Genomic DNA, 21,565 nt, shown 5'->3' with positions numbered 1-21,565 from the left:
TCTTTCACCGCTGGTAACGCCATGCGTCCCCGGCAGCGGATGCGTACTTTACGCATTCACCGGCCTGGTTTCAAGGCCTTGTGGATAAAAGATTCATCCACATGCCCTCCAGAACGACTCCCCTTCTGACCCCGTGACAAGACTGGCCACCTTGCAGCCGCCTCGGCGCGGCTGATCTTGTCAGGCGACACACGCTTCGCGCTCTGAGGAATGTGCCATGGCCGCAGCCATCACGAGGTCTCGCCCCGCTGCCATCTCGCATACGCTGCCCACGATGATCAGGCAGGGTGTCGGCAGCGGGCGTTCTGCCAGACGAGCCACCATGTCGCCCAAGGTGCCGTGCAAGGCCTGCTGCTCGGGGAGGCTCGCATTGGCCACCAGCATCATCGGCCAGTCTGACGGCAGACCATGGCGCTGCAGCTCATCACAGATGGTGTCGAGGCGATTCAGCCCCATATAGAAGAGCAACGTTTCATCCCGGCGTGCCAGCTGCTGCCATTCGGGCTGGTCATTCCGGTTGCACAGCTGGGCGGTCACAAATCGCAGCCGCTGAGCATGAGCCCTGTCGGTGAGCGGCATGCCCAGCGAAGCTGCCGCACCGGCGGCCGCGGTGATGCCGGGAACGACATGACGGGTGATGCCAGCCTCATCAAGTGCCGCCAGCTCTTCTCCCATGCGACCGAAGATACCGGGATCCCCGCCCTTGAGCCTGACCACACGCATACCCTCCTTGGCCAGACGCACCATCAGCGCGCCGATCTCGTCCTGGGGTACGCTGTGATTGCCGCAGGCCTTGCCGACGTAATAGCGCTCACAGTGCATCGGAAGCTGAGCCAGAATCTCGTCACCGACCAGGCGATCATAGACCACGGCATCCGCTGCATTGAGCATTCTCCAGGCCTTGAGCGTCATCAGATCCGGATCCCCCGGCCCGGCTCCGACCAACGCGACCTGTCCCGGAAGAAGCCCGTGCCAGGCAGGCGTGATGGCCCCGGCATCAGCCCGTGATCGTGCCTGTCCGCCAATGGCACGCCACTCGCGACGCGACAGCAAGCCTTCCGTCAGCCGTGCCATGGAGATGCCGAGGGTTGCTGAATTGATGCTCGATGCCATCAGATCACGCCATTTCCAACGAATCAGTCCGCTCATCGGATCGCTCCTCTTCCACAAGACGTTTGAGTTCAGGCAGGCAGGAGCCACAGCGAGTGCCGCAGGCCAATCGCGCCCCCAATGCTTCCACGCAACGGTCACCCGACTGGATAGCCTGCCGAATCGTGAGTTCGCCGACCTGATGGCAGGCGCATACCATCGTCCCGACATCCGCCTGACCAGAGAGGCGTCCGGCGAGGAGACTGCGACGCTCAAGTGCAGAAAGCTGGTCAGAGGCGAAACATTCCCCCAGCCAGGCGATGTTGGGCTGTCGGTCGGAGCGTGCCGCGCCAGCGGTGACCTTCAACCACCAGATCAGCCGTCCCTCACGAAAACCTGCGGCACTGATGCCTCCCTGTGCCACATCCTGTGCCCAGAGCCCCGCCTGAACACTCAGATGCCTTTCACACCAGAGCGCCCAATCCGGCTGCCCTTCCCCTGCCAGCTGATAGCGCACCAATGTCGCCTGCGGGATGCGCGCCCAATAGCATCCCTCGAGCTCTGTCATCGCGCCTGCAAGATCTTCATGCCCACCCCATACGCCAGGGGCGATCAGCAAGGTGGCCTGCCATTCACAGGGCAATGGCATGACATCGACCGCGCCATGCTTGGATTCCGGCTGACCGGAGAAAGGATCGACCAGGCCGGCCAGCAACGCCCCGGCGCGCCCGTGACTGGCGAAGTGATCATTCCAGTGCATGGGGATGAACACCTCACCCTGACGCTGGCCATGACTGATACGCACACGCGCACGATAGTCGCCACGCACGCCCCCCTGCTCATCACGCCCTGCAAGCTGCGCCAGAGCCCCCTCCTGCAGACCGCGAGCCGCGGCATCCTGCGGGTGAAGCTCCACGAAGGGTTCGGCGCGATGATTCATCAGGCGCGCGCTGCGCGCAGTCCGTGTCATGGTGTGCCACTGATCACGAATGCGACCGGTATTGAGGCGCAGCGGTGTCGCATCACTCAGCGCCTGATGCGGCAATTGCGGGGTCACGGGCACCAGCCGTGCGCGACCATTGGGCGTATTGAAGGTGGCATCCTCGAACAACCGCAATGTGCCGATGAGCTCCCCCTTCTCACCACGCCGTACCGGCCATTGAATCGGTCTGAGCGCGTCATAGCCCTCGCGATCCAGCTCGGCCAGCGGCGCGATGTTGAACAGCCGCCTGATCGAGGAAGCCGCCAGAGGCTTGCTGCCCGCCTTGTGACGTGGCGCGACGTTGCGGAAGCCGGACAACCTGGCGTGCTCGCGGAAGATCGCGTGGGGCCCCGAGTAGCCAAATGCCGCCTGGTACCCCATGCGCTTGCCGACCTCCGCCAGCTGCCACCAGTCGTGACGTGCCTCGCCCGGCGGTGCGAGCAACCCACGCTGACGCGAGATGCAGCGCTCGGAATTGGTGACGGTGCCATCCTTCTCGCTCCAGCTGCTGGCCGGCAACACCACATCGGCATACGCCAGGGTGTCGCTGTCCGCCATGCACTCGGAGACGATCACCAGCGGACAGGCCGCCAGCGCCGCACGTACGCGCGTACTGTCCGGCAGACTGACCGCCGGATTGGTCGCCATGATCCATAGCGCCTGTATCTCTCCACGCTCGATCGCCGCGAACAGTTCGACCGCCTTGTGCCCCGGCCCCTGAGGGATATTCGGGGCGTTCCAGAATTCACCGACCAGCTCCCGCGCGCCCGGCGTCTCGTAGTCCATGTGTGCCGCCAGCTGATTGGCCAGCCCACCGACTTCCCGGCCGCCCATCGCGTTGGGCTGTCCGGTGATCGAGAACGGTCCCGCCCCCGGCAGCCCGAGCTTGCCCCCGGCCAGATGGCAATTGATGATCGCATTGCCCTTGTCGGTACCGCTGGTCGATTGGTTCACACCCTGGGAGAACAGCGTCACCACATGCAACTGGGTCGCGAACCAGTAATAGAAAGTCTCGAGACGCTCCACATCGACATCACAGTCACGCGCGATTGCCGCCAGCGAGCAGTCTTCCCGCCTTGCCGCCTTGAGCGCCGCATCGAAGCCCTGAGTGTGCGCCTTCAGATAGAGGCGATCCAGGCGTCCGCGATCTGCCATGTAGGCCAGCAGACCATTGAAGAGACGCGCATCACTGCCGGGACGCAGGCCAAGATAGAGATCGGCGATCTCGCAGCTGTCGGTCACCCGGGGGTCGATCACCACGATTCGCAGCAATGGATTGTCGATACGCGCCTGCTTGAGCCGCTGAAACAGCACCGGATGGTTCCAGGCCAGATTGCTGCCGACCAGCACGACCAGCTCGGCACGCTCGAGGTCCTCGTAACTGCAGGGCACGGCGTCCGCTCCGAAGGCACGCTTGTGAGCCACGACGGCCGAGGCCATGCACAGTCGCGAATTGGTATCCAGATGAGGGGTACCGATGAAGCCCTTGAACAGCTTGTTGGCGACGTAATAGTCCTCGGTCAGCAGCTGCCCCGAGAGATAGGCGGCGATGCTTTCTCCGCCATGCGTCCTGCTCAGATCAGCAAAGCGTGCGGCGATCAGGTCCAGCGCCGTCTCCCAGCTCACCTCTCGCAATACCCCGGCCTCATCACGCACCTGCGGCATCGTCAGACGCCCATCGGCCGACAGCGTCTCGGCAAGCGCGGAGCCCTTGACGCAGAGCCGGCCATGATTGGCCGGATGCGCGACATCACCACTCAACGACACGATGCGCACACTGTCCTGGTCCTGCTCAAGCTCGACCGCCACACCACATCCGACACCGCAATACGGGCAGGTGGTAGTGGCACGACATCTAGCAGGTTGCGGGGCGTCTGGGGGATTCCTGACTTGCATCGACATCACTCCCTGGTGCATTGAGCACAGAACGTTGACCACGAAAAAGGCGCCTGACGACCGAGCACGAAGCGTGCGGTCATCAGGCGCCTTTGCCTGTTGCTGATATCTGTTCACTGACTAGGTATCTGACCCGGTTCGGGTCATCGCGCGGACTGACTGATCAAGCCGCCATTGGCCGGATGTAATGCCCGACGTCATTGCTGACGCGAACATGGATCCCTCAGTCATGTCTGCACATGAATGCGGTAAAAGAGGCAGATACCAGACCAACCCTTTCTCTTTCTCTTTGATAACAGCAACTTGCACAATTCAGCCTCACCAGTCTGTCGACAGGAGCCGCAAGACCCTGCCGCTCACTCCGCCTTGTCGCACCAGCCCTGTGCATCCTTGAGACTTCCTGCACCATTCCCTCACGACAGGCGGCTCCCATGGCGCCTCAAGCCACTCGAAAACACCTGACCCTCGACATCGAAATACTCACAAACCAATGAAAGTTGGTGGTTTTTCCTCAGACGGCACCAAATTCGCTGTATTCCTGACAGGTTGGGTCAATGACGACCCCGAATCGCAGGTCTCGCCGCGCATCCATGTGGATGCACGGCAGCCAACGGTCCGTCAGACCTGCCGCAGTCCCGAGTGACAGCCGTATCGTCGCGCAGCACTGCAACTCGCTATCCAATGCTTAGCCCTCATCTTCCAGGCAAAGGCGCCTGCTTGACGTCGTGAACTTCACGGCGGCAAGCAGGCGCTTTTTTTTGCACTCGATATCCCATCGCAAGGAGGCAGCATGCATCCGTCATCTTCCACCGGCGACACGACCCCGTCCCTGATCATCATCGGTCATGGCATGGCGGCGCAGAAGCTGCTGGAGCAACTGGTCGCGCTGTCACCTGATCGCCAGCTCCCCTGGACAGTCACGGTGATCGGTGAAGAGCCTCACCTGCCCTACAACCGCATTCAGCTCTCCCCACTATTGGCGGGCGAGACGCAAGCCGATGACCTGATCAGCCAGCAGGCCGACTGGTTCTCGCTGCATGGCATCACACGGATCAGCGGTGATCCCGCCTGTCAGATCGACCGCGCCGCCCGCTGTGTCGAGACCGCCAGCGGTCGCCGCATTCCCTATCAGCGTCTGGTGATCGCCACGGGGTCACGCCCGGCGCTGCCACTGCCGCTCCCCACTCACCTGCCTCAGGCACTCGATGCCAACGACTGGCCACCGGGACTGATGGGCTTTCGTGACCTCAGGGATGTCGAGCAGATGCAGGCCGCCTGTCGCACCGGAGCCGGTCACGACGGCAATGCCCTGGTGATCGGCGGCGGCCTGCTGGGGCTCGAAGCCGCCGAAGGACTGCGCAAGCGCGGACTGGCGGTGACCCTGATCCAGCGCAGCGAGCGACTGATGAATCGTCAGCTGGATGACGTGGCCGCTGGCTTGCTGGAGCAGGAGCTGAGCGAGCGCGGCCTCGAGATCATCACCGACGCGCACCTCGAAGAGTGGCTCGAAACGCCGAAGGGCCGCATCACTGGCGTGCGTCTCAAGGATGGCCGTGAACTGCACGCCGGACTGACCATCGCCGCCACTGGCATCCGCCCCGAGATCACGCTTGCGCGTGCTGCCGGCCTGGCCTGCCAGCGCGCTGTCCAGGTCGATGGCCACCTGCTCACGAGCGATCCGCACATTCACGCGCTGGGCGAATGCTGTGAGGTGGAGGGCGAGACCTTCGGTCTGATCGAGCCCATCTGGGCACAGATCGAGGTGCTCGCACGCCATCTTCTTGAGCAAGCGACCCCGCCCTATCGCAATGCCCCCCTGGCGACGCGTCTCAAGGTCAGCGGTATCGACCTCTACAGCTGCGGCGAGCTGATGCCACATCCCACTGACGAGGTGCTGGTCTATCAGGACCACGCCCTGGGTGACTACCGCCGCCTGCTGCTGCGCGATGAGCGTCTGGTCGGGGTGGTGCTCTACGGCGATGTCAGTACCGGCAACGCGCTGTTCGAAGCCCTCAAGGCAGGCACGCCACTGACAGCGATTCGTGACGACCTGCTGCTCATGCCCGCACAAGCGCTGGCACAACTGGACGAGACACCCTCTGGCCCACCGAATGACCCCGGCGGCAGAGCGACCCACCAGAACACTGCATCTCAACATCCTGATCGCGACACCACCCCTGACACCTTCGAGGAGGCCGCATGAAACACCTGATCATCATCGGCAATGGCATGGTAGGCCATCATTGCGTCGAGCAGCTGATCGCGCTGGGCGCCACCGCGCACTACCAGATTCATGTCTTCGGCGAAGAGCGCCACATCGCCTACGACCGCGTACATCTCTCGGAGTACTTCACCGGACGCGATGCCGAATCTCTCGCGCTCGGCAGCGTGGAGGATTACGCCAGCGCCGGTATCACGCTGCACCTCGACGAGTGCGTCACGGCGATCGATCGCGACGGCGGCCATGTCATCACTCCCCAAGGGCGCTATCCCTACGACAGCCTGGTGCTGGCCACCGGCTCCACGCCTTTCGTGCCGCCCATCCAGGGCCTTGGCGAGCCAGGCAGCGAGGCTGCCGCCAGCAATCGGCTGGTCTACCGCACCCTGGAAGACCTCGACCAGATACGCGCCGCTGCCGACGGCAAGACGCGTGGCGTGGTGGTCGGTGGCGGCCTGCTGGGACTTGAGGCCGCCAACGCCCTCAAGTCACTCGGTCTGGAGGCGCATGTGGTCGAATTCGCGCCACGCCTGATGCCGGTGCAGCTGGATGAGGATGGCGGCCTGGCACTCAAGCAACGCATCACTGCGCTGGGCGTGGGAGTGCACCTCAATCGCGCCACCACCGACATCGTGCCCGGCGAGGAGTACCAGTGGCGGATGAATTTCTCCGACGGTGAGCATCTGGAAGCGGATCTGATCGTGTTTTCCGCCGGCATCCGTCCTCAGGATGCACTGGCACGCAGCGCCAGCCTCGAGATCGGCGAGCGCGGCGGCATCATCATCGATGACGAATGCCGCACCTCGGACCCGGAAATCTTCGCCATCGGCGAGTGCGCCCTGTGGCAATCGCGCATCTTCGGGCTGGTCGCGCCCGGCTATCAGATGGCACGCGGCGTGGCGTCCCTGCTGGCCGCCAGCACAGGCGATGCCACAAGCGATGCGCAGGAGCGCTTCCGCTTCCAGGGCGCCGACATGTCCACCAAGCTCAAGCTGCTGGGGGTGGATGTCGGCTCCATCGGTGACGCCCACGGCAAGAGCGAAGGCGCGATCAGCTATCGTTACTGTGACGAGGCCGACGGCGTCTATCGACGCCTTGTCGTCTCGCAGGACCGCAAGCAGGTACTGGGCGCGGTGCTGATCGGTGACAACTCGCGCTACGACACCCTGCTGCAGTACGTCACCAATGGCATCGCGGCGCCCAAGGACCCGGCGGCACTCATCCTGCCGAATGCCAGTGGCGAGTCCATCACCCTGGGCGCGGATGCCCTGCCTGACAGCGCCACCCTGTGCTCCTGCCACAACGTTTCCAAGGGGGATGTTTGCAGCGCCATCGACGCCGGCAACAGCGATCTGGGCGCCATCAAGGCCTGCACCAAGGCCAGTACCGGCTGCGGGGGCTGTGCGGCGCTGCTCAAGAAGGTGGTGGATGCCGAGCTGGAAAGTCGTGGCGTCGAGGTCGATCGCTCGCTGTGCGAGCACTTCGCGCATACCCGTCAGGAGCTCTACTCACTGGTGCGCGTCGAAGGCATCCAGACCTTCGCCGAGCTGATGGCCAGCCACGGTCGCCATCCCGATGCCCTGGGCTGCGAAGTCTGCAAGCCCGCAGTGGGCTCGATTCTGGCCTCGTGCTGGAATGCGCCGATCACCGAGGCCTCGCACATTCCGCTGCAGGACACCAATGACACCTTCATGGCCAACATGCAGAAGAACGGCACCTACTCCGTGGTGCCACGCATTCCCGGCGGCGAGATCACGCCGGACAAGCTGATCGCCATCGGCGAGATCGGCAAGCGCTACAACCTCTATACCAAGATCACCGGCGGGCAACGCATCGACCTCTTCGGCGCCCAGCTGCATGAACTGCCGGATATCTGGGGTGAATTGATCGCCGCCGGCTTCGAGACCGGCCACGCCTACGGCAAGTCCACCCGTACGGTGAAATCCTGCATCGGCAGCACCTGGTGTCGCTATGGCGTGCAGGACAGCATGGCGATGGCGCTGACGCTGGAAGACCGCTACAAGGGCCTGCGTTCACCGCACAAGCTCAAGTTCGCCGTCTCCGGCTGTACCCGCGAATGCGCCGAGGCCCAGAGCAAGGATGTCGGCGTGATCGCCACCGAGAACGGCTGGAACCTCTACGTCTGCGGCAACGGCGGCATGCGCCCGCGTCACGCGGAGCTGTTCGCGACCGATCTGGATGACGAGACACTGATCCGCACCATCGACCGCTTCCTGATGTTCTACATTCGCACCGCCGATCGCCTGCAGCGCACCTCTGTCTGGCGCGAGGGCCTCGAAGGCGGGCTCGACTATCTGAAGGAGGTGATTCTCGAGGACAGTCTGGGGCTTGGCGAGACCCTCGAGGAGCAGATGCAACAGGTGGTGGACCGCTACGAGTGCGAATGGGCCAATGCCCTCAAGAGTCCCGAGAAGCTCAAGCGCTTCCGCCACTACGTGAATGACCAGCGACCCGACCCGGCCGTGGTCAACATCATCGAGCGTGACCAGATACGCCCGGCAAGCCGCGGCGAGCTGATCACCAGTGACGGCGGCTCTCTCGATGAGGGAACGGACTCAGGCATCAGCCTGGCAACAGAACTGACGGCCAACCTGGCCACGGAGGTGCGCTCATGACATCGCCTGCACTCGCTTCCACACCGCTCTCCACAGCGTGCCACACGGCACAGGACACGGCACCTGACACCTCAACCAAGGAGGAGTCGCCACTTCGCTGGGTGACACTCTGTCAGCGCGGGGACCTGGTGCCGGGCTCCGGGGTGGCCGCCTGGCTGGAACAGGCCGGCCAAGACTTCCAGATCGCGCTGTTCACGCTACCCTCCAGCGCGGACAGCGACGCCCTCACGCTGTTCGCCATCGACCATCATGATCCGGTATCCGGCGCCAACGTGATCGCCCGCGGTCTGCTGGGCGATCATGCCGGTGAGCCACTGGTGATCTCGCCGCTCTACAAGCAGCGCTATCGACTCAAAGATGGCCAATGCCTGGATGACGAGACGCTCTCGCTTCAGGTGTGGCCGGTTCGCCTCGAGGGGGATGCCGTGCAGATACAGTGCTAGCGGACAGGCCGATGCCTGAAAAGCACATAAGCTATTGATGACGTACGGATATGCTCGAAAAATGGCACATATTTGGTGCACAACCATGCTGCAACGCACCATGATCCGCCCGGCAATGCGCACGCCTCGACTCGCCTGACCGCCACCTGGCAGGCATCTGGCGAAGAGAAATCACTCAAGCTATTGATTTTGAATGACTTGCTAGAAATCTGGCACCAGGTATGCAATCTATAAAGCGAGATGGCAAATGGCGGCTATCTCGCATGGCGTGCTCATTGCTGAGTCGAGGATCCGGGACCGGCGTATCCCCCTCGATATACAATGGCATTTAAGTCCACCCACTTGGGTGGACTTTTTTTATGCCTGAAGTCATCGGCAAGCCATTGATTTTCTTTGCTTAAGAGCAAAACGCGCCACCCGCACCTTCTTGCTGACCTCGCTTCTCATCCCCACCCTCGCCGCTCATTTTTCTTTTCGCTGCTGACGACGCGCGATCCAGCGCTGGCATTCCCCGATGATGCCGCTGCGGAAGCTGAGCACGCAGACCACGAAGATGGCGCCCAGAATCACGCTGACCCAATCCCCCAGCGCGGATTGCGCCAACTGATGCTGCAGCCCGATGACCAGTCCTGAGCCCACCAATGGCCCAAGTAGCGTGCCGACGCCGCCCAGCAACGTCATCAGGATCACCTCCCCCGACATGTGCCAGCTGGCATCACCCAGCGAGGCGAGCTGGAACACCAGCGTCTTGGTCGCTCCCGCCAGGCCTGCCAGCCCCGCCGACAGCACGAAAGCCACCAGCTTGTAGGCATCGGTGTGATAGCCCAGCGAGATGGCGCGCGGCTCGTTCTCGCGAATCGCCTTCAGCACCTGACCGAAGGGGGAATGCACCACGCGGCGGATCAGGGCAAAGGCCGCCACGAAGATCGCGAACACGACGTAATAGAGCGTGTGGTTGTCCGCCAGATCGAACACGCCGAACAGCTCACCGCGCGGCACGCCATGCAGGCCATCTTCCCCATGGGTGAACGGCGCCTGGATGAAGAAGAAGAACATCATCTGGGCCAGGGCCAGCGTGATCATCGCGAAGTAGATGCCCTGTCGTCGGATGGCCAGCGCGCCGAACAGCGTGCCGAGCACCACGGCCCCCAAGGTGCCGGCCACGATGCCCAGCGCGGGACTCAGGCCCGGATACTCCGCGAGCAAGAAGCCGGTGATATAGGCGCCCGTGGCCAGGAAGGCGGCATGCCCGAAGGACAGCAGCCCCACGAAGCCGAGCAGCAGATTGAAGGCGCTCGCGAACAGCGCGAAGCACAGAATCTTCATCAGAAAGACGGGATAGGCGACCCAGGGCGCCAGCAACCCGAGCAGGAACAGCACGAGATACAGCATGCCCAGCGGGGTGATTCTGCGCGGCGCGCTGCCTGCACGCGCGGCCTGGTGGTCCTGTTGCAGTACGGCCATGTCAGGCCTCCTTTCCGAACAGCCCGGCGGGGCGAAGCATCAAGACCATCACCATCACCACGAAGATCACGGTATTGGCGGCCTCGGGATAGAACACCTTGGTCAGCCCCTCGATCAGCCCCATCGCGAGCCCGGTGAGGATGGCACCGAGAATCGAGCCCATTCCACCGATGACCACCACCGCGAACACCACGATCAGCAGGCTCGAGCCCATGGTCGGCGAGACGGGATACAAGGGTGCGGCCAGCACGCCGGCGAAGGCGGCCAGCGCCACGCCCAGTCCGTAGGTCAGTGACACCATCAAGGGCACATTGATGCCGAAGGCCTGCACCAGCTCAGGATTCTCGGTTCCCGCGCGCAGATAGGCACCGAGACGCGTGCGCTCGATCAGGAACCAGACTCCGAAGCAGACCACCAGTGCCGCCACCAGCACCCAGGCGCGATAGGTGGGCAGGAACATGAAGCTCAGCTTGAAGCCGCCACTCAGCGCCTCGGGAATCGGGTAGCTCGACCCCGAGACACCGAACAGATTCACCAGCGTGCCCTCGAGGATCAGCGCTAGACCGAAGGTCAGCAGCAGGCCATAGAGGTGATCAAGATGCTGGATGCGGCGCAGCAGGAAGCGCTCGACAACAATGCCCAGCGCACCCACCACCAGCGGCACCACGATCAGCGCCGTCCAGTAGTTGAGCCCCAGATATTGCGCTCCCAGCAGCGCCGCGAAGGCGCCCAGCATGTACTGGGCACCATGCGCGAAGTTGATGATGCGCAACAGACCGAAGATCACCGCCAGCCCCAGACTCAGCAATGCATAGAAGGCACCGTTGATCAGCCCCAGCATCAGCTGACCGAACAGCACCATCAGGGGTATTCCAAAAATCATCGTCATCCGCTCAGTCCTTTTCAGCGCCCATTCGCGTCAGCCGCTCGGCGCTGCCGATCATCTGACCGGCAGCGCCGAGCCATACGTCTCAGCGACTCGACTGACGTTCGGCTTCAGCCCTTGACCAGCTCGCACTGGCTGTCCGCCAGCGGTCGGTAGGCCTCAGCGCCGGGAATGGTGCGGATCACGTCATAGACGTCCCACTCGCCTTGGGACTCGGCGGGCGTCTTGACCTTGACCAGGTACATGTCGTGCACCATGCGCCCATCGGCACGGATGGTGCCGTTGTTGGCGAACATGTCATTGACCGGCGTCTCGCCCATCTTCGCCCGTACGGTGGCGGTGTCATCACTGCCGGTGGCTGCCACCGCATTCAGGTAATGCAGGGTGCTTGAGTAGATGCCGGCCTGGACCATGGTCGGCATGCGCGCATTGCGCTCGTGATAGCGCTGGGACCAGGCACGCGTCTCGTCATTGAGGTCCCAGTACCAGCCGGTGGTGAGCTGCAGCCCCTGCGCGACCTCAAGCCCCAGCGCGTGCACGTCGTTGAGGAAGATCAACAGCCCGGCCAGCGACTGCCCCGACTGCACCACGCCGAACTGACTCGCCGTGGTCAACGCATTGACGGTGTCCGCCCCGGCGTTGGCCAGCCCGACGATCTTGGCGCCGGAACCCTGCGCCTGCAGGATGTAGGAGGAGAAATCACTGGTCGGGAACGGATGACGCACCTTGCCGACGATGCTCCCGCCGTTCTCGGTCACCACCTTTTCCACATCCCCTTCCAGGGCATGACCGAAGGCATAATCCGCAGTCAGCAGGAACCAGCTGTCGCCGCCTTCATCGACGATGGCCTTGGCCGTGCCATGCGCCAGCGGATAAGTGTCATACACCCAGTGGACATGATTGGGCGTGCAATGCTCATTGGTGATGCTGGAGGCCGCCGAGCCGGAGACGATTCCCAGCGTGTCCTGTTCGGCGAGAATCCGCGTCACCGCGATGCTCACCGATGAGGCCACCAGGCCTGCGACCATGTCGACATTCTGCTGATCGATCCAGCCGCGCACCGTATTGGCACCGACATCGGCGCTGTTGCGGTCATCGGCACTCAATACCTCGATCGGCATGCCGTTGACGCTGCCGCCGAAGTCCTCGACCGCCATCTTGAGCGCATCCAGGCCGCCCGGGCCTGCCAGGTCACGATAGGTACCCGACATGTCGGCCAGATAGCCGATCTTGATCACGCCGTCACTGATATCGGCCTGCGCGATTCCCGCCGACAGCAGTGACCCCATCATGAGCGCGGACAGCGGCCACAGGCGCCGGCGTGTGGCCGCCGTGATGCGGCGTGACAACGGTGATGCGACAGGGGTGGCGTTGGATGAAACGGTGGCGTGCATGACATCTCCAGACCGGTTTACCCGGCAATATTGTGATTGTTGTGGTGAGACGTACGGACTTCAGATTGGCGAATGCAACGGCGGTGCATGGCGGCAAGCCCGGTGCAGCTCACCCCGACCGGGAGTTCAGACCCCCAGTACCTTGTGCAGATATTCGTGGCGTGCCGGCAGCTCAGCGGCGGTGATCTCCTCAAGAATGGTGCCGTGCTCCATCAGGTAATGGCGGTCGGCCAGCGGTGCGGCAAAGCGGAAATTCTGCTCGACCAGCACGATGGTCATGCCGCGCGCCTTCAGCAGCATCAGCACCTCACCCAGCTTCTGATTGATGACCGGCGCGAGGCCCTCGGTGATCTCATCCAGCAACAGCAGGTCGGCACCGGTTCTCAGGATGCGCGCCAGCGCCAGCATCTGCTGCTCGCCACCGGAGAGGCGCGTGCCCTGGCTGTTGCGCCGCTCATGCAGATTGGGAAACAGCGCGTAGAGCTCATCCAGCGACATGCCCTGATTCTGACCCTGACCCTGACCCTGACCCTGACCCTGACCCTGACCCTGACCCTGACGCTGGCTCTGGCTCTGACCCTGGCCATGCCCTGCGCCCTTGACTATCGGTGGCAACAGCAGGTTTTCCTCGACGCTCAGACTCGAGAAGATGCCACGCTCCTCGGGACAGTAGCCCACACCGAGATGGGCGATGTGATGCGGTGCCAGCTTCATGGTGTCGCGACCCTTGAGAAAGATCCCGCCACTGCGCCGCCCGACCATGTTCATGATCGCGCGCAGCGTGCTGCTGCGGCCGGCACCATTGCGACCCAACAGGGTCACCAGCTCGCCGCGCCGCACCGTCATGTTGACGCCATGCAGCACATGGGACTCGCCATACCAGGCGTTCAGCTCGCGCAGGCAGAGCTGCTCTTGCGGCGTGGCGGAGTCACACGCAGGGGGCTGACGCTTGGCCGGGCTTTCCAGAATCTCGGTCATGAAACTTCCTCGCGCTGATCCGCTGTGACATCGGTCACCTCGCTGCCCAGATACGCCTCGCGCACCTCGGGGTCGGCCGATACGCTGGCGTAGTCGCCTTCCGCCAGCACGCGTCCGCGCGCCAGCACACTGATGCGGTCACACAGACGACTGACCACGCTCAGGTTGTGCTCGACCATCAGCACCGTGCGCCCACGTGCCGCGACGCGAATCAGCTCGACCACACGGTCTACATCCTCGGCGCCCATGCCCTGGGTCGGCTCATCCAGCAGCATCACCGTCGGCTCCAGTGCCAGCGTGGTGGCGAGCTCCAGCGCACGCTTGCGGCCATAGGGCAGACTGGCCGTCACTCGGTTGGCGTCCTCGCGCAGCCCCACCTCTTCCAGCAGATGCAGCGCCTGCTCATTGAGGCTGTCGAGGCTGCGCTCGGACTTCCAGAAGTGAAACGAGGTGCCCTGTGAGCGCTGCAGTGCCACCCGCACATTCTCGAGTACCGTCATCTGCGCGAAGACTGCGGATATCTGGAAGGAACGCACCAGCCCGAGACGCGCGATCTCATGCGAGCGCATGCGGGTGATCGACTTGCCACGATAGAGAATCTCGCCACGGGTCGCGGGCAGGAACCGGGTCAGCAGGTTGAAGACCGTGGTCTTGCCTGCGCCATTCGGTCCGATGAGTGCATGGATGTGGCCTTCCTGAATCTGCAGATCGACATCATCGACGGCGGTGAAGCCACGAAAATCCTTGCTCAGGCCACGTGTCTCGAGAATGGGCGCCGTGGCAGAGGCACCTCCACTGGCGCGCGGTCCCTGAATGGGAGGTGATGGCATGTCGGGTCTCCGTCCCTGTCCGGCAAGCCGGCAGTGTCTGTGGCGACAAGGCTGAGTGAAGAGGCGCTGACGCCGCCCGACAGGGGCGTTGCACTCAGCGCAATTAACGTTAACGTAAACTAGAACACTGCCACTCACGCTGCCAGCCTCATCCCACGTCACTCGACCAATAGCCGATATATCAGTTTCTGCTTGATCATCGACAGGCGCGAAATATCGGGCATGGCGATGCCAGCGGCAGGTGATTGCCGCCAGGGCACGCGCAAGGGGACGATTCCTTGCCAGATATCAGGCGTCGGGTGGTGACGGTCGGTGAAAGAGACGCACAAAAAAGACGCCATCCCGGTCACGGAAATCCGTGCCGAGAGGCGTCAATGAGGGTTGCCGAGCACATGATCTCTGGCCGGAGACCATGCGTTAGCCTCCGAAGATGGCAAGACTTCAGAAGAGAAAAGAGAGCGTCGGAACAGGGAGCCGCATCAGCACTCGATGGCGTTGACCGCGAGACCGCCCTTGGAGGTCTCCTTGTACTTGTCCTGCATGTCGCGGCCGGTGTCACGCATGGTGCGGATCGCCTTGTCCAGCGAGACGAAGTGATCGCCATCGCCACACATCGCCATCTGGGCGGCATTGATCGCCTTGACCGAGGCAATCGCATTGCGCTCGATGCAGGGAATCTGCACCAGGCCGCCGATCGGGTCACAGGTCAGTCCCAGATTGTGCTCCAGACCGATTTCCGCGGCGTTCTCGACCTGCTCCGGCGTCGCGCCCATCAGCTCGGCAAGCCCGGCGGCCGCCATGGCGCAGGCGGAACCCACCTCGCCCTGACAGCCGACTTCCGCCCCGGAGATGGAGGCGTTCTTCTTGCACAGGATGCCCACCGAGGCCGCCGTGAGCAGGAAATCGACCACATCCTCCTCGCGCGCGTCCTCCTGGAATTTCATGTAATAGCTGAGCACCGCCGGAATGATGCCCGCCGCGCCATTGGTCGGCGCGGTGACCATGCGCCCACCAGCGGCATTCTCTTCATTGACCGCCAGCGCGAACAGGTTGACCCAATCCATCGCCGAGAAGGTCGAGGTGATGATCGACTTGCTGGACTCCACATCCAGAAGGCGCGCGTGCAGCCGCTTGGCACGCCGCTTGACGTTGAGCCCGCCGGGCAGAATGCCCTCATGGCTCAGGCCGTTGTCGATGCATTCGTTCATCACCTCCCAGATGCGCCACAGACCGCGACGCACCTGAGCTTCGCTGCGCAACGAGCACTCATTGGCCATCATCAGCTCACTGATGCGCATCTTGTGCATGCGACACAGCGCCAGCAGCTCATTGGCGGTATTGAACTCATAGGGAAGGCGCAGGGTTTCGTCTTCCAGCAACGGATCACGCGCCGCTTCCACCTCATCGACCACGAAGCCGCCGCCTACCGAGTAGTAGACATTGCGGTACAGCTCCTCACGGTAGCCATGCGCCACCAGACGCATGGCATTCGGGTGATAGGGCAAGGGCTCGTCGTGCCACTGCATGTCGCGCACCCACACGAAGGGCACCGCGATGCGGTTGTCGAGCAGCAGCGTCTGGGATTCCAGCAGCTCCTCGACGCAGGGCTCGATGATGGTCGGGTCGATGGTCTCGGGCAGCTCGCCCATCAACCCGAGGATGGCAGCCTTGTCGGTGCCATGCCCGACACCGGTCGCGGACAGCGAGCCATGCAGCTGCACCTCGATGCGCGCCACACGCTCGAGCAGATCCCTTGCGCGCAGCGTTTCCACGAATTGTGCGGCAGCGCGCATCGGGCCCACGGTATGCGAGCTGGACGGACCGACACCGACCTTGAAGAGATCAAATACGCTGATGGACATGACGACACCTCATCTCGAGTTCCCGCCGAGCCAGTGGCCGTGCGAGTGAATGACGCCATGATGAGGGAGGGGCACCACAGTCACAAACCATAAAAATTGCCCATGGCTTTAGTTTTACTAAACCATACGAGACAAAAACGGCGTAGACTGTGTCATAAGCGTCATCCCTGTTCAGTCAGTATCCATCTGTCGTCTCTTGCCAGCACGAGTTCCAGCATGCCCAAGCCCTCCGACTCGCCACTCGCCACGCCTCACCCCATCAGCCCACGCCACCTCAATGGCCAGACCCACGCCTGGCTTCAGGTATTCGCCTGCGCGGCGCGCCACGCCTCCTTCACGCGTGCCGCCGAGGAACTGCATGTCACCACGGGTGCAGTCAGCCAGCAGATCAAGCAGCTGGAGGAGCGGCTGGGCTTCAAGCTGTTTCTACGCCGTTCACGCGGGCTGGAACTGACGGGGGAAGGTGCGCGTCTGGCACGCGTGGTGGAGCAGTCCTACGGCGCAGTGGGGCTGGAGGTCAAGCGGCTGCGCAGCGGCCTGATGAGCGGCGTGCTGCGCTTGCGCTCGGTGCCGTCTTTCCTCTCGAAATGGCTGGCACCACGCCTGCCCCGCCTGCAGGCACGCTTCCCGGACATCGAGCTGCACGTACGTGCCGAGGACAGTGACTCACCCTTGCGCGAGGGGGATTTCGAGCTGGCGGTCGACCTCAACGATGGCCACTACCCCGGCATGCAGGTCACGGAGCTGATGGAAGAAGAGATCTTCCCCGTCTGCCACCCCGGCCTGATGCGCGGCCGCCCCCCACTGCGCAATGCTCAGGATCTCGCCTGGTACCCCCTCCTGCATGACGTCACTGCGTGGCGCGGCAGCCACGACCATGCCGAATGGGAATTCTACCTGGCGAGCATCGGCGCACCGGAGGTCAACGTTCAGCGTGGCTATACCTTCAATCGCAATCATCTCTCGATGGAAGCGGCCATCGCCGGCATGGGCGTCGCCATGGCAAGACGCACCCTGATCACCCATGAACTGAATAGCGGCATCCTGATTGCCCCGTTCGCGGAGCGCGTGCTGACCGGCAAGCGTTACGTCATCGTCCATCCCCACGGCACTCTGGACGATGGCCGTATCCAGGCCGTGCATGACTGGATCGTCGAAGAGGCCGAGCGCGACCGACTGAGACAGGGATGAGTGATTGATGACGCGACATCGATGCTCAAATGGCACCTCACAGTTTTCTTAAGGCAATATTAACCCGCCACCTTTGCATCGTTATAATGAGCAGGCAAACGACACCCTCACCCTGACAGGCAGTCCATGGACTGTCCGGAGAGTCCCTTGTCTCGCCTGACCTCACAGACACGACACCACCATACCGTCCCGCTGCCCATCAGCGCCGAACAGCCTCTTTATGGTCGCAAGCCGACCTCGCTGTTCATGCAGGCCTGCCTGCGCCTGGCCATCTATGCCCCCGTGGTGGCAGCGATGATGTCGCTGGTAATGCATGATGCCCATCACTTCGGCGATGTCGGCTTCAGCGAAGCCAGCTGGACGGAACACATGCAGAGCACCTTGCTGGCGCTGAGTGCCGCCACCATGTGGCTGGTACATTCACGCCTGCCGGATCTGCGCACCGTCAGCCTGCTGCTGTTCGGCCTGTTCGCAGCGTCATTGATCCGTGAACAGGACGCCATGCTCGATGGCATGCTCGGTGATGGCAGCTGGCAGATCCTGGTCAGCGTGGTCGCGATTCCGGTCATCATCGGCGTATGGCGCCATCGCACCCGCTTCGTGGCCGAGTTCGAACACTTCGGTCGCAGCTTCGCCTTCGGATTGTTTGGCGCCGGCTTCCTGGCCACCTATGTCTTCTCGCGCCTCTATGGTCGCTCGGAGTTCTGGGAAACCCTGATGGGCAGCGCCTACCTGCGCTCGGTCAAGAATGCTGCCGAGGAAGTCACCGAACTGTTCGGCTACACCTTGATGGCGATCGCCGTGGCCGAAATCGTGCTGCTGGCCATTCGCATGGGTCGCCAGCGCCGTGCCCGACTGCGCGAACTCGACGCCGCACTCTGACGCACATCGCTCGAGTCCCTCTCCAGCGCCGCTGGAACCCCGAGAATCCCGCACGTTCGTGATACCCAAGAAGCCGCTGCTCACCATGAGCCGCGGCTTTTTTCGGCCCTTGCCCGGCACCAACCCTCCGTCCGGGATGAGAATGCCTGGACATCAAATGAGAATGATTATATTTTACTAAGCAGTGGATACCCTACAACTATCACCACTGCTCAGGAAAGACACCGACAAGACCCCGACCGTGTCATGCCCTCACCTTCAAGGAGCCTCACATGCGCTGGTTCAACAGCTACCGCCTGCACGGTCATAGTCTTGCCCCCCGCCTCCCGCAGCACAGTCTGGTCATCAGCATGCGCTGGCCTGGACACTGGCCCTTGGCAGCGGGTACCACCATCGTGGTGGAACACCCGACGCTGGGACGGCTGATCAAGCATGTAGATCGCATCGACCACCACGGCCGCCTCTGGCTGTACGGAGAGCACCCCGATGGCTTGAGCAGTGAGCAGATGGGCCCGGTGTCCCGCCAGTGCGTCAAGGGGCGCGTCATCTTCAGCGTGGCCGCGACCTCATCCTCGCATCAGCTGGGGCATGGAGCCTGACGGCACCACCACTCAGCGCATCGCAAGACGATCATGTCCGCCTGCCATCCACGCCATTCACTCGCGTCCAGAAACGACAACGCCCGCCTCCCATTCGCATGGGGGCGGGCGTTGTGCTGTCAGCGGGGCTAGCGGCTGAACCGTGGCCCCGAACGCTTCAGATCACTCTTCCATGAAGGAACGCAGTGACTCGGAGCGTGACGGGTGACGCAGCTTGCGCAGCGCTTTCGCTTCGATCTGACGGATACGTTCACGGGTGACATCGAACTGCTTGCCGACTTCCTCGAGGGTGTGGTCGGTGTTCATGTCGATACCGAAACGCATGCGCAGCACCTTGGCTTCACGTGCCGTCAGGCCAGACAGGATGCCGCGGGTCGCTTCGATCAGACCTTCGCCGGTGGCGGAGTCGATCGGCGAGACCATGGTGCCGTCCTCGATGAAGTCACCCAGGTGCGAATCATCGTCGTCACCAATCGGCGTCTCCATGGAGATGGGCTCCTTGGCGATCTTGAGCACGCGACGCACCTTGTCTTCCGGCATCTCGAGGCGTTCACCCAGCTCTTCCGGCGTCGGCTCGCGACCCATTTCCTGCAGCATCTGACGCGAGACACGGTTCAGCTTGTTGATGGTCTCGATCATGTGCACCGGAATACGGATGGTGCGCGCCTGATCCGCGATGGAGCGCGTGATCGCCTGACGGATCCACCAGGTGGCGTAGGTCGAGAACTTGTAACCACGACGGTACTCGAACTTGTCCACGGCCTTCATCAGGCCGATGTTGCCTTCCTGGATGAGATCCAGGAACTGCAGGCCACGATTGGTGTACTTCTTGGCGATGGAGATGACCAGACGCAGGTTGGCCTCGACCATTTCCTTCTTGGCACGCCGCGCCTTGGCTTCACCGATCGACAGGCGACGATTGACTTCCTTGAGCTCGCTGACCGGCAGCTGGACCATGTCCTGCTCGAAGGCGATCTTGCGCTGGGCACGCAGCACGTCGGCACGGAACGGCTCGAGCTTGTCGGCGTACTTCTTGCTGCCGCCGATGAAGCCGTCGAACCAGTCCATGTCGGACTCGTGGCCCGGGAAGGCCTTGATGAAGCTCTTGCGAGGCACCTTGCCGCGCTTGACGAAGATCTGCAGGATGACCTTTTCCTGCTCGCGCACCTGCTCGACGGACACGCGAACCTGACCGACGAGGCGCTCGAAGTGCTTGGGCACCAGCTTGATCGGCGAGAACAGCTCGGCAAGACGCTCCTGCTCGGCCTTGGCCTCAGGAGAACCTGAACCGTACTTCTCGATGGCGGCCTTGGTCAGATCATTCTGCTCGCGAATCTGCTCGAAGCGCACGCGTGCAAGCTCAGGGTCCGGACCACCCTCGGAAGCGGAGTCGTCCTCGTCGTCGTCCTCGCCTTCAGACTCCTCGCCTTCCTCGACTTCCTCGACTTCCTCGACCTCGACTTCAGCGACACCCGGTACGCCTTCATCCGGATCGATGAAACCGGAGAACAGGTCGGACAGACGTCCGCCGTCCTCGCCGAGCGTGCCATCGTAGGCTTCGAGAATGGAGTCGACCGCTCCCGGCAGGAAGGCCAGAGACGACATGACCTCACGCGTGCCTTCCTCGATCCGCTTGGCGATCTTGATCTCGCCTTCACGGGTCAGGAGTTCGACGGTACCCATTTCACGCATGTACATGCGGACCGGGTCGGTCGTGCGTCCCACATCGCTTTCCACCGCGGCGAGAGCAGCGACGGCTTCTTCGGCGGCGGACTCGTCAGTGGAGGAATCAGACATCATCAAGGTATCGGCATCAGGCGCTTCTTCAGCGACCTTGATGCCCATATCGTTGATCATGCTGATGATGTCTTCCACCTGTTCTGGATCAGCGATATCCTCGGGCAGGTGATCGTTGACCTCGGCATAGGTCAGGTAACCCTGTTCCTTGCCGCGCGCGATCAACTCCTTGAGACGCGACTGCTGCTGCGCATTACCAGCCATAGAACCCCTAATCTCGACGAAGAAGAATGAAGCACCTGGACGCGACGCTGCTCAGCGAGTAAGCGCCGGTTAGGGACGAAGAGAGCATCAAGCGCACCAGTATAGCGTGCCATCGGGAGATGCTGCCAGCGGCGTATTTGCCGGACCATCCAGGTGTGTTAGCGTTATCGGTTACGTTGCGGCAGTCCGCATCGGGAACTACCCCATTAGATAG

General features: G+C 62.7%; 15 protein-coding genes. 6 read left to right on the top strand and 9 right to left on the bottom strand.

What is annotated here, in order from left to right; translation table 11 throughout:
• Window positions 1-180: 180 nt before the first annotated feature.
• A complete protein-coding gene (cobA, locus tag OW493_RS12675) occupies window positions 181-1,149 on the bottom strand; it encodes a uroporphyrinogen-III C-methyltransferase (RefSeq protein ID WP_289864334.1) in 969 nt (322 codons plus the stop codon).
• The gene (locus OW493_RS12670) at window positions 1,118-3,967 is read right to left on the bottom strand and encodes a nitrate reductase (protein WP_289864333.1); all 2,850 of its coding nucleotides are present in this window, start codon (window positions 3,965-3,967) and stop codon (window positions 1,118-1,120) included. Before OW493_RS12670 ends, cobA begins: the two co-directional genes overlap by 32 nt.
• A gap of 790 nt (window positions 3,968-4,757) precedes the next feature.
• Here OW493_RS12670 and OW493_RS12665 point away from each other — a divergent pair.
• Genes OW493_RS12665 through nirD form a run of 3 tightly spaced genes read left to right on the top strand, consistent with a single transcriptional unit; the run spans window position 4,758 to window position 9,264 of the window.
• The gene (locus OW493_RS12665; RefSeq protein WP_289864332.1) at window positions 4,758-6,170 is read left to right on the top strand and encodes an FAD-dependent oxidoreductase; all 1,413 of its coding nucleotides are present in this window, start codon (window positions 4,758-4,760) and stop codon (window positions 6,168-6,170) included.
• On the top strand, window positions 6,167-8,821 hold the full coding sequence (gene nirB, locus OW493_RS12660) for a nitrite reductase large subunit NirB (protein WP_289864331.1): 2,655 nt from the start codon (window positions 6,167-6,169) through the stop codon (window positions 8,819-8,821). Before OW493_RS12665 ends, nirB begins: the two co-directional genes overlap by 4 nt.
• Window positions 8,818-9,264, top strand: a complete 447-nt coding sequence (nirD, locus tag OW493_RS12655) for a nitrite reductase small subunit NirD (RefSeq protein ID WP_077378144.1) — start codon at window positions 8,818-8,820, stop codon at window positions 9,262-9,264. The genes nirB and nirD overlap by 4 nt, the downstream gene beginning before the upstream one ends.
• A 462-nt stretch (window positions 9,265-9,726) precedes the next feature.
• On the opposite strand, the gene OW493_RS12650 is transcribed toward nirD, so the two are convergent.
• From OW493_RS12650 to OW493_RS12625, 6 genes are all read right to left on the bottom strand, one after another.
• Entirely contained in the window at window positions 9,727-10,656 is a 930-nt protein-coding gene (locus OW493_RS12650) for a branched-chain amino acid ABC transporter permease (protein WP_289864339.1), read from the bottom strand.
• A gap of 73 nt (window positions 10,657-10,729) precedes the next feature.
• Window positions 10,730-11,617 carry a branched-chain amino acid ABC transporter permease gene (locus OW493_RS12645; protein ID WP_279875696.1) on the bottom strand — a complete coding sequence of 296 codons (888 nt, stop codon included), beginning with the start codon at window positions 11,615-11,617 and terminating at the stop codon, window positions 10,730-10,732.
• A gap of 107 nt (window positions 11,618-11,724) precedes the next feature.
• Entirely contained in the window at window positions 11,725-12,906 is a 1,182-nt protein-coding gene (locus OW493_RS12640) for an ABC transporter substrate-binding protein (protein WP_103751461.1), read from the bottom strand.
• 228 nt (window positions 12,907-13,134) lie between these two features.
• Window positions 13,135-13,986 (bottom strand): ABC transporter ATP-binding protein, encoded by an 852-nt coding sequence (locus OW493_RS12635; RefSeq protein WP_289864330.1) that lies wholly within the window; start codon window positions 13,984-13,986, stop codon window positions 13,135-13,137.
• Window positions 13,983-14,816 (bottom strand): ABC transporter ATP-binding protein, encoded by an 834-nt coding sequence (locus OW493_RS12630; RefSeq protein ID WP_176503631.1) that lies wholly within the window; start codon window positions 14,814-14,816, stop codon window positions 13,983-13,985. Before OW493_RS12630 ends, OW493_RS12635 begins: the two co-directional genes overlap by 4 nt.
• Before the next feature lie 479 nt (window positions 14,817-15,295).
• Entirely contained in the window at window positions 15,296-16,678 is a 1,383-nt protein-coding gene (locus OW493_RS12625; RefSeq protein ID WP_077378125.1) for an L-serine ammonia-lyase, read from the bottom strand.
• A gap of 216 nt (window positions 16,679-16,894) precedes the next feature.
• Here OW493_RS12625 and OW493_RS12620 point away from each other — a divergent pair, with 216 nt between their 5' ends.
• The 3 genes from OW493_RS12620 (at window position 16,895) to OW493_RS12610 (ending at window position 19,350) form a co-directional block, all read left to right on the top strand.
• Entirely contained in the window at window positions 16,895-17,869 is a 975-nt protein-coding gene (locus tag OW493_RS12620) for a LysR substrate-binding domain-containing protein (protein WP_077378122.1), read from the top strand.
• A gap of 147 nt (window positions 17,870-18,016) precedes the next feature.
• Window positions 18,017-18,751, top strand: a complete 735-nt coding sequence (locus OW493_RS12615; protein ID WP_103751455.1) for a hypothetical protein — start codon at window positions 18,017-18,019, stop codon at window positions 18,749-18,751.
• Between the two features lie 272 nt (window positions 18,752-19,023).
• Window positions 19,024-19,350, top strand: a complete 327-nt coding sequence (locus OW493_RS12610; protein ID WP_289864329.1) for a peptidase S24 — start codon at window positions 19,024-19,026, stop codon at window positions 19,348-19,350.
• A gap of 162 nt (window positions 19,351-19,512) precedes the next feature.
• Here OW493_RS12610 and rpoD read toward each other — a convergent pair whose 3' ends face one another.
• Window positions 19,513-21,351 (bottom strand): RNA polymerase sigma factor RpoD, encoded by a 1,839-nt coding sequence (gene rpoD, locus OW493_RS12605; protein WP_084207866.1) that lies wholly within the window; start codon window positions 21,349-21,351, stop codon window positions 19,513-19,515.
• Window positions 21,352-21,565: the final 214 nt, after the last annotated feature.

Origin of the sequence: Cobetia sp. 14N.309.X.WAT.E.A4 (assembly GCF_030397495.1) — a bacterium.
GTDB classification, from domain to species: Bacteria; Pseudomonadota; Gammaproteobacteria; order Pseudomonadales; family Halomonadaceae; genus Cobetia; species Cobetia marina.
Note: the sequence above shows the minus strand (reverse complement) of the source record. Positions and strands in the feature narration are given on the sequence as shown.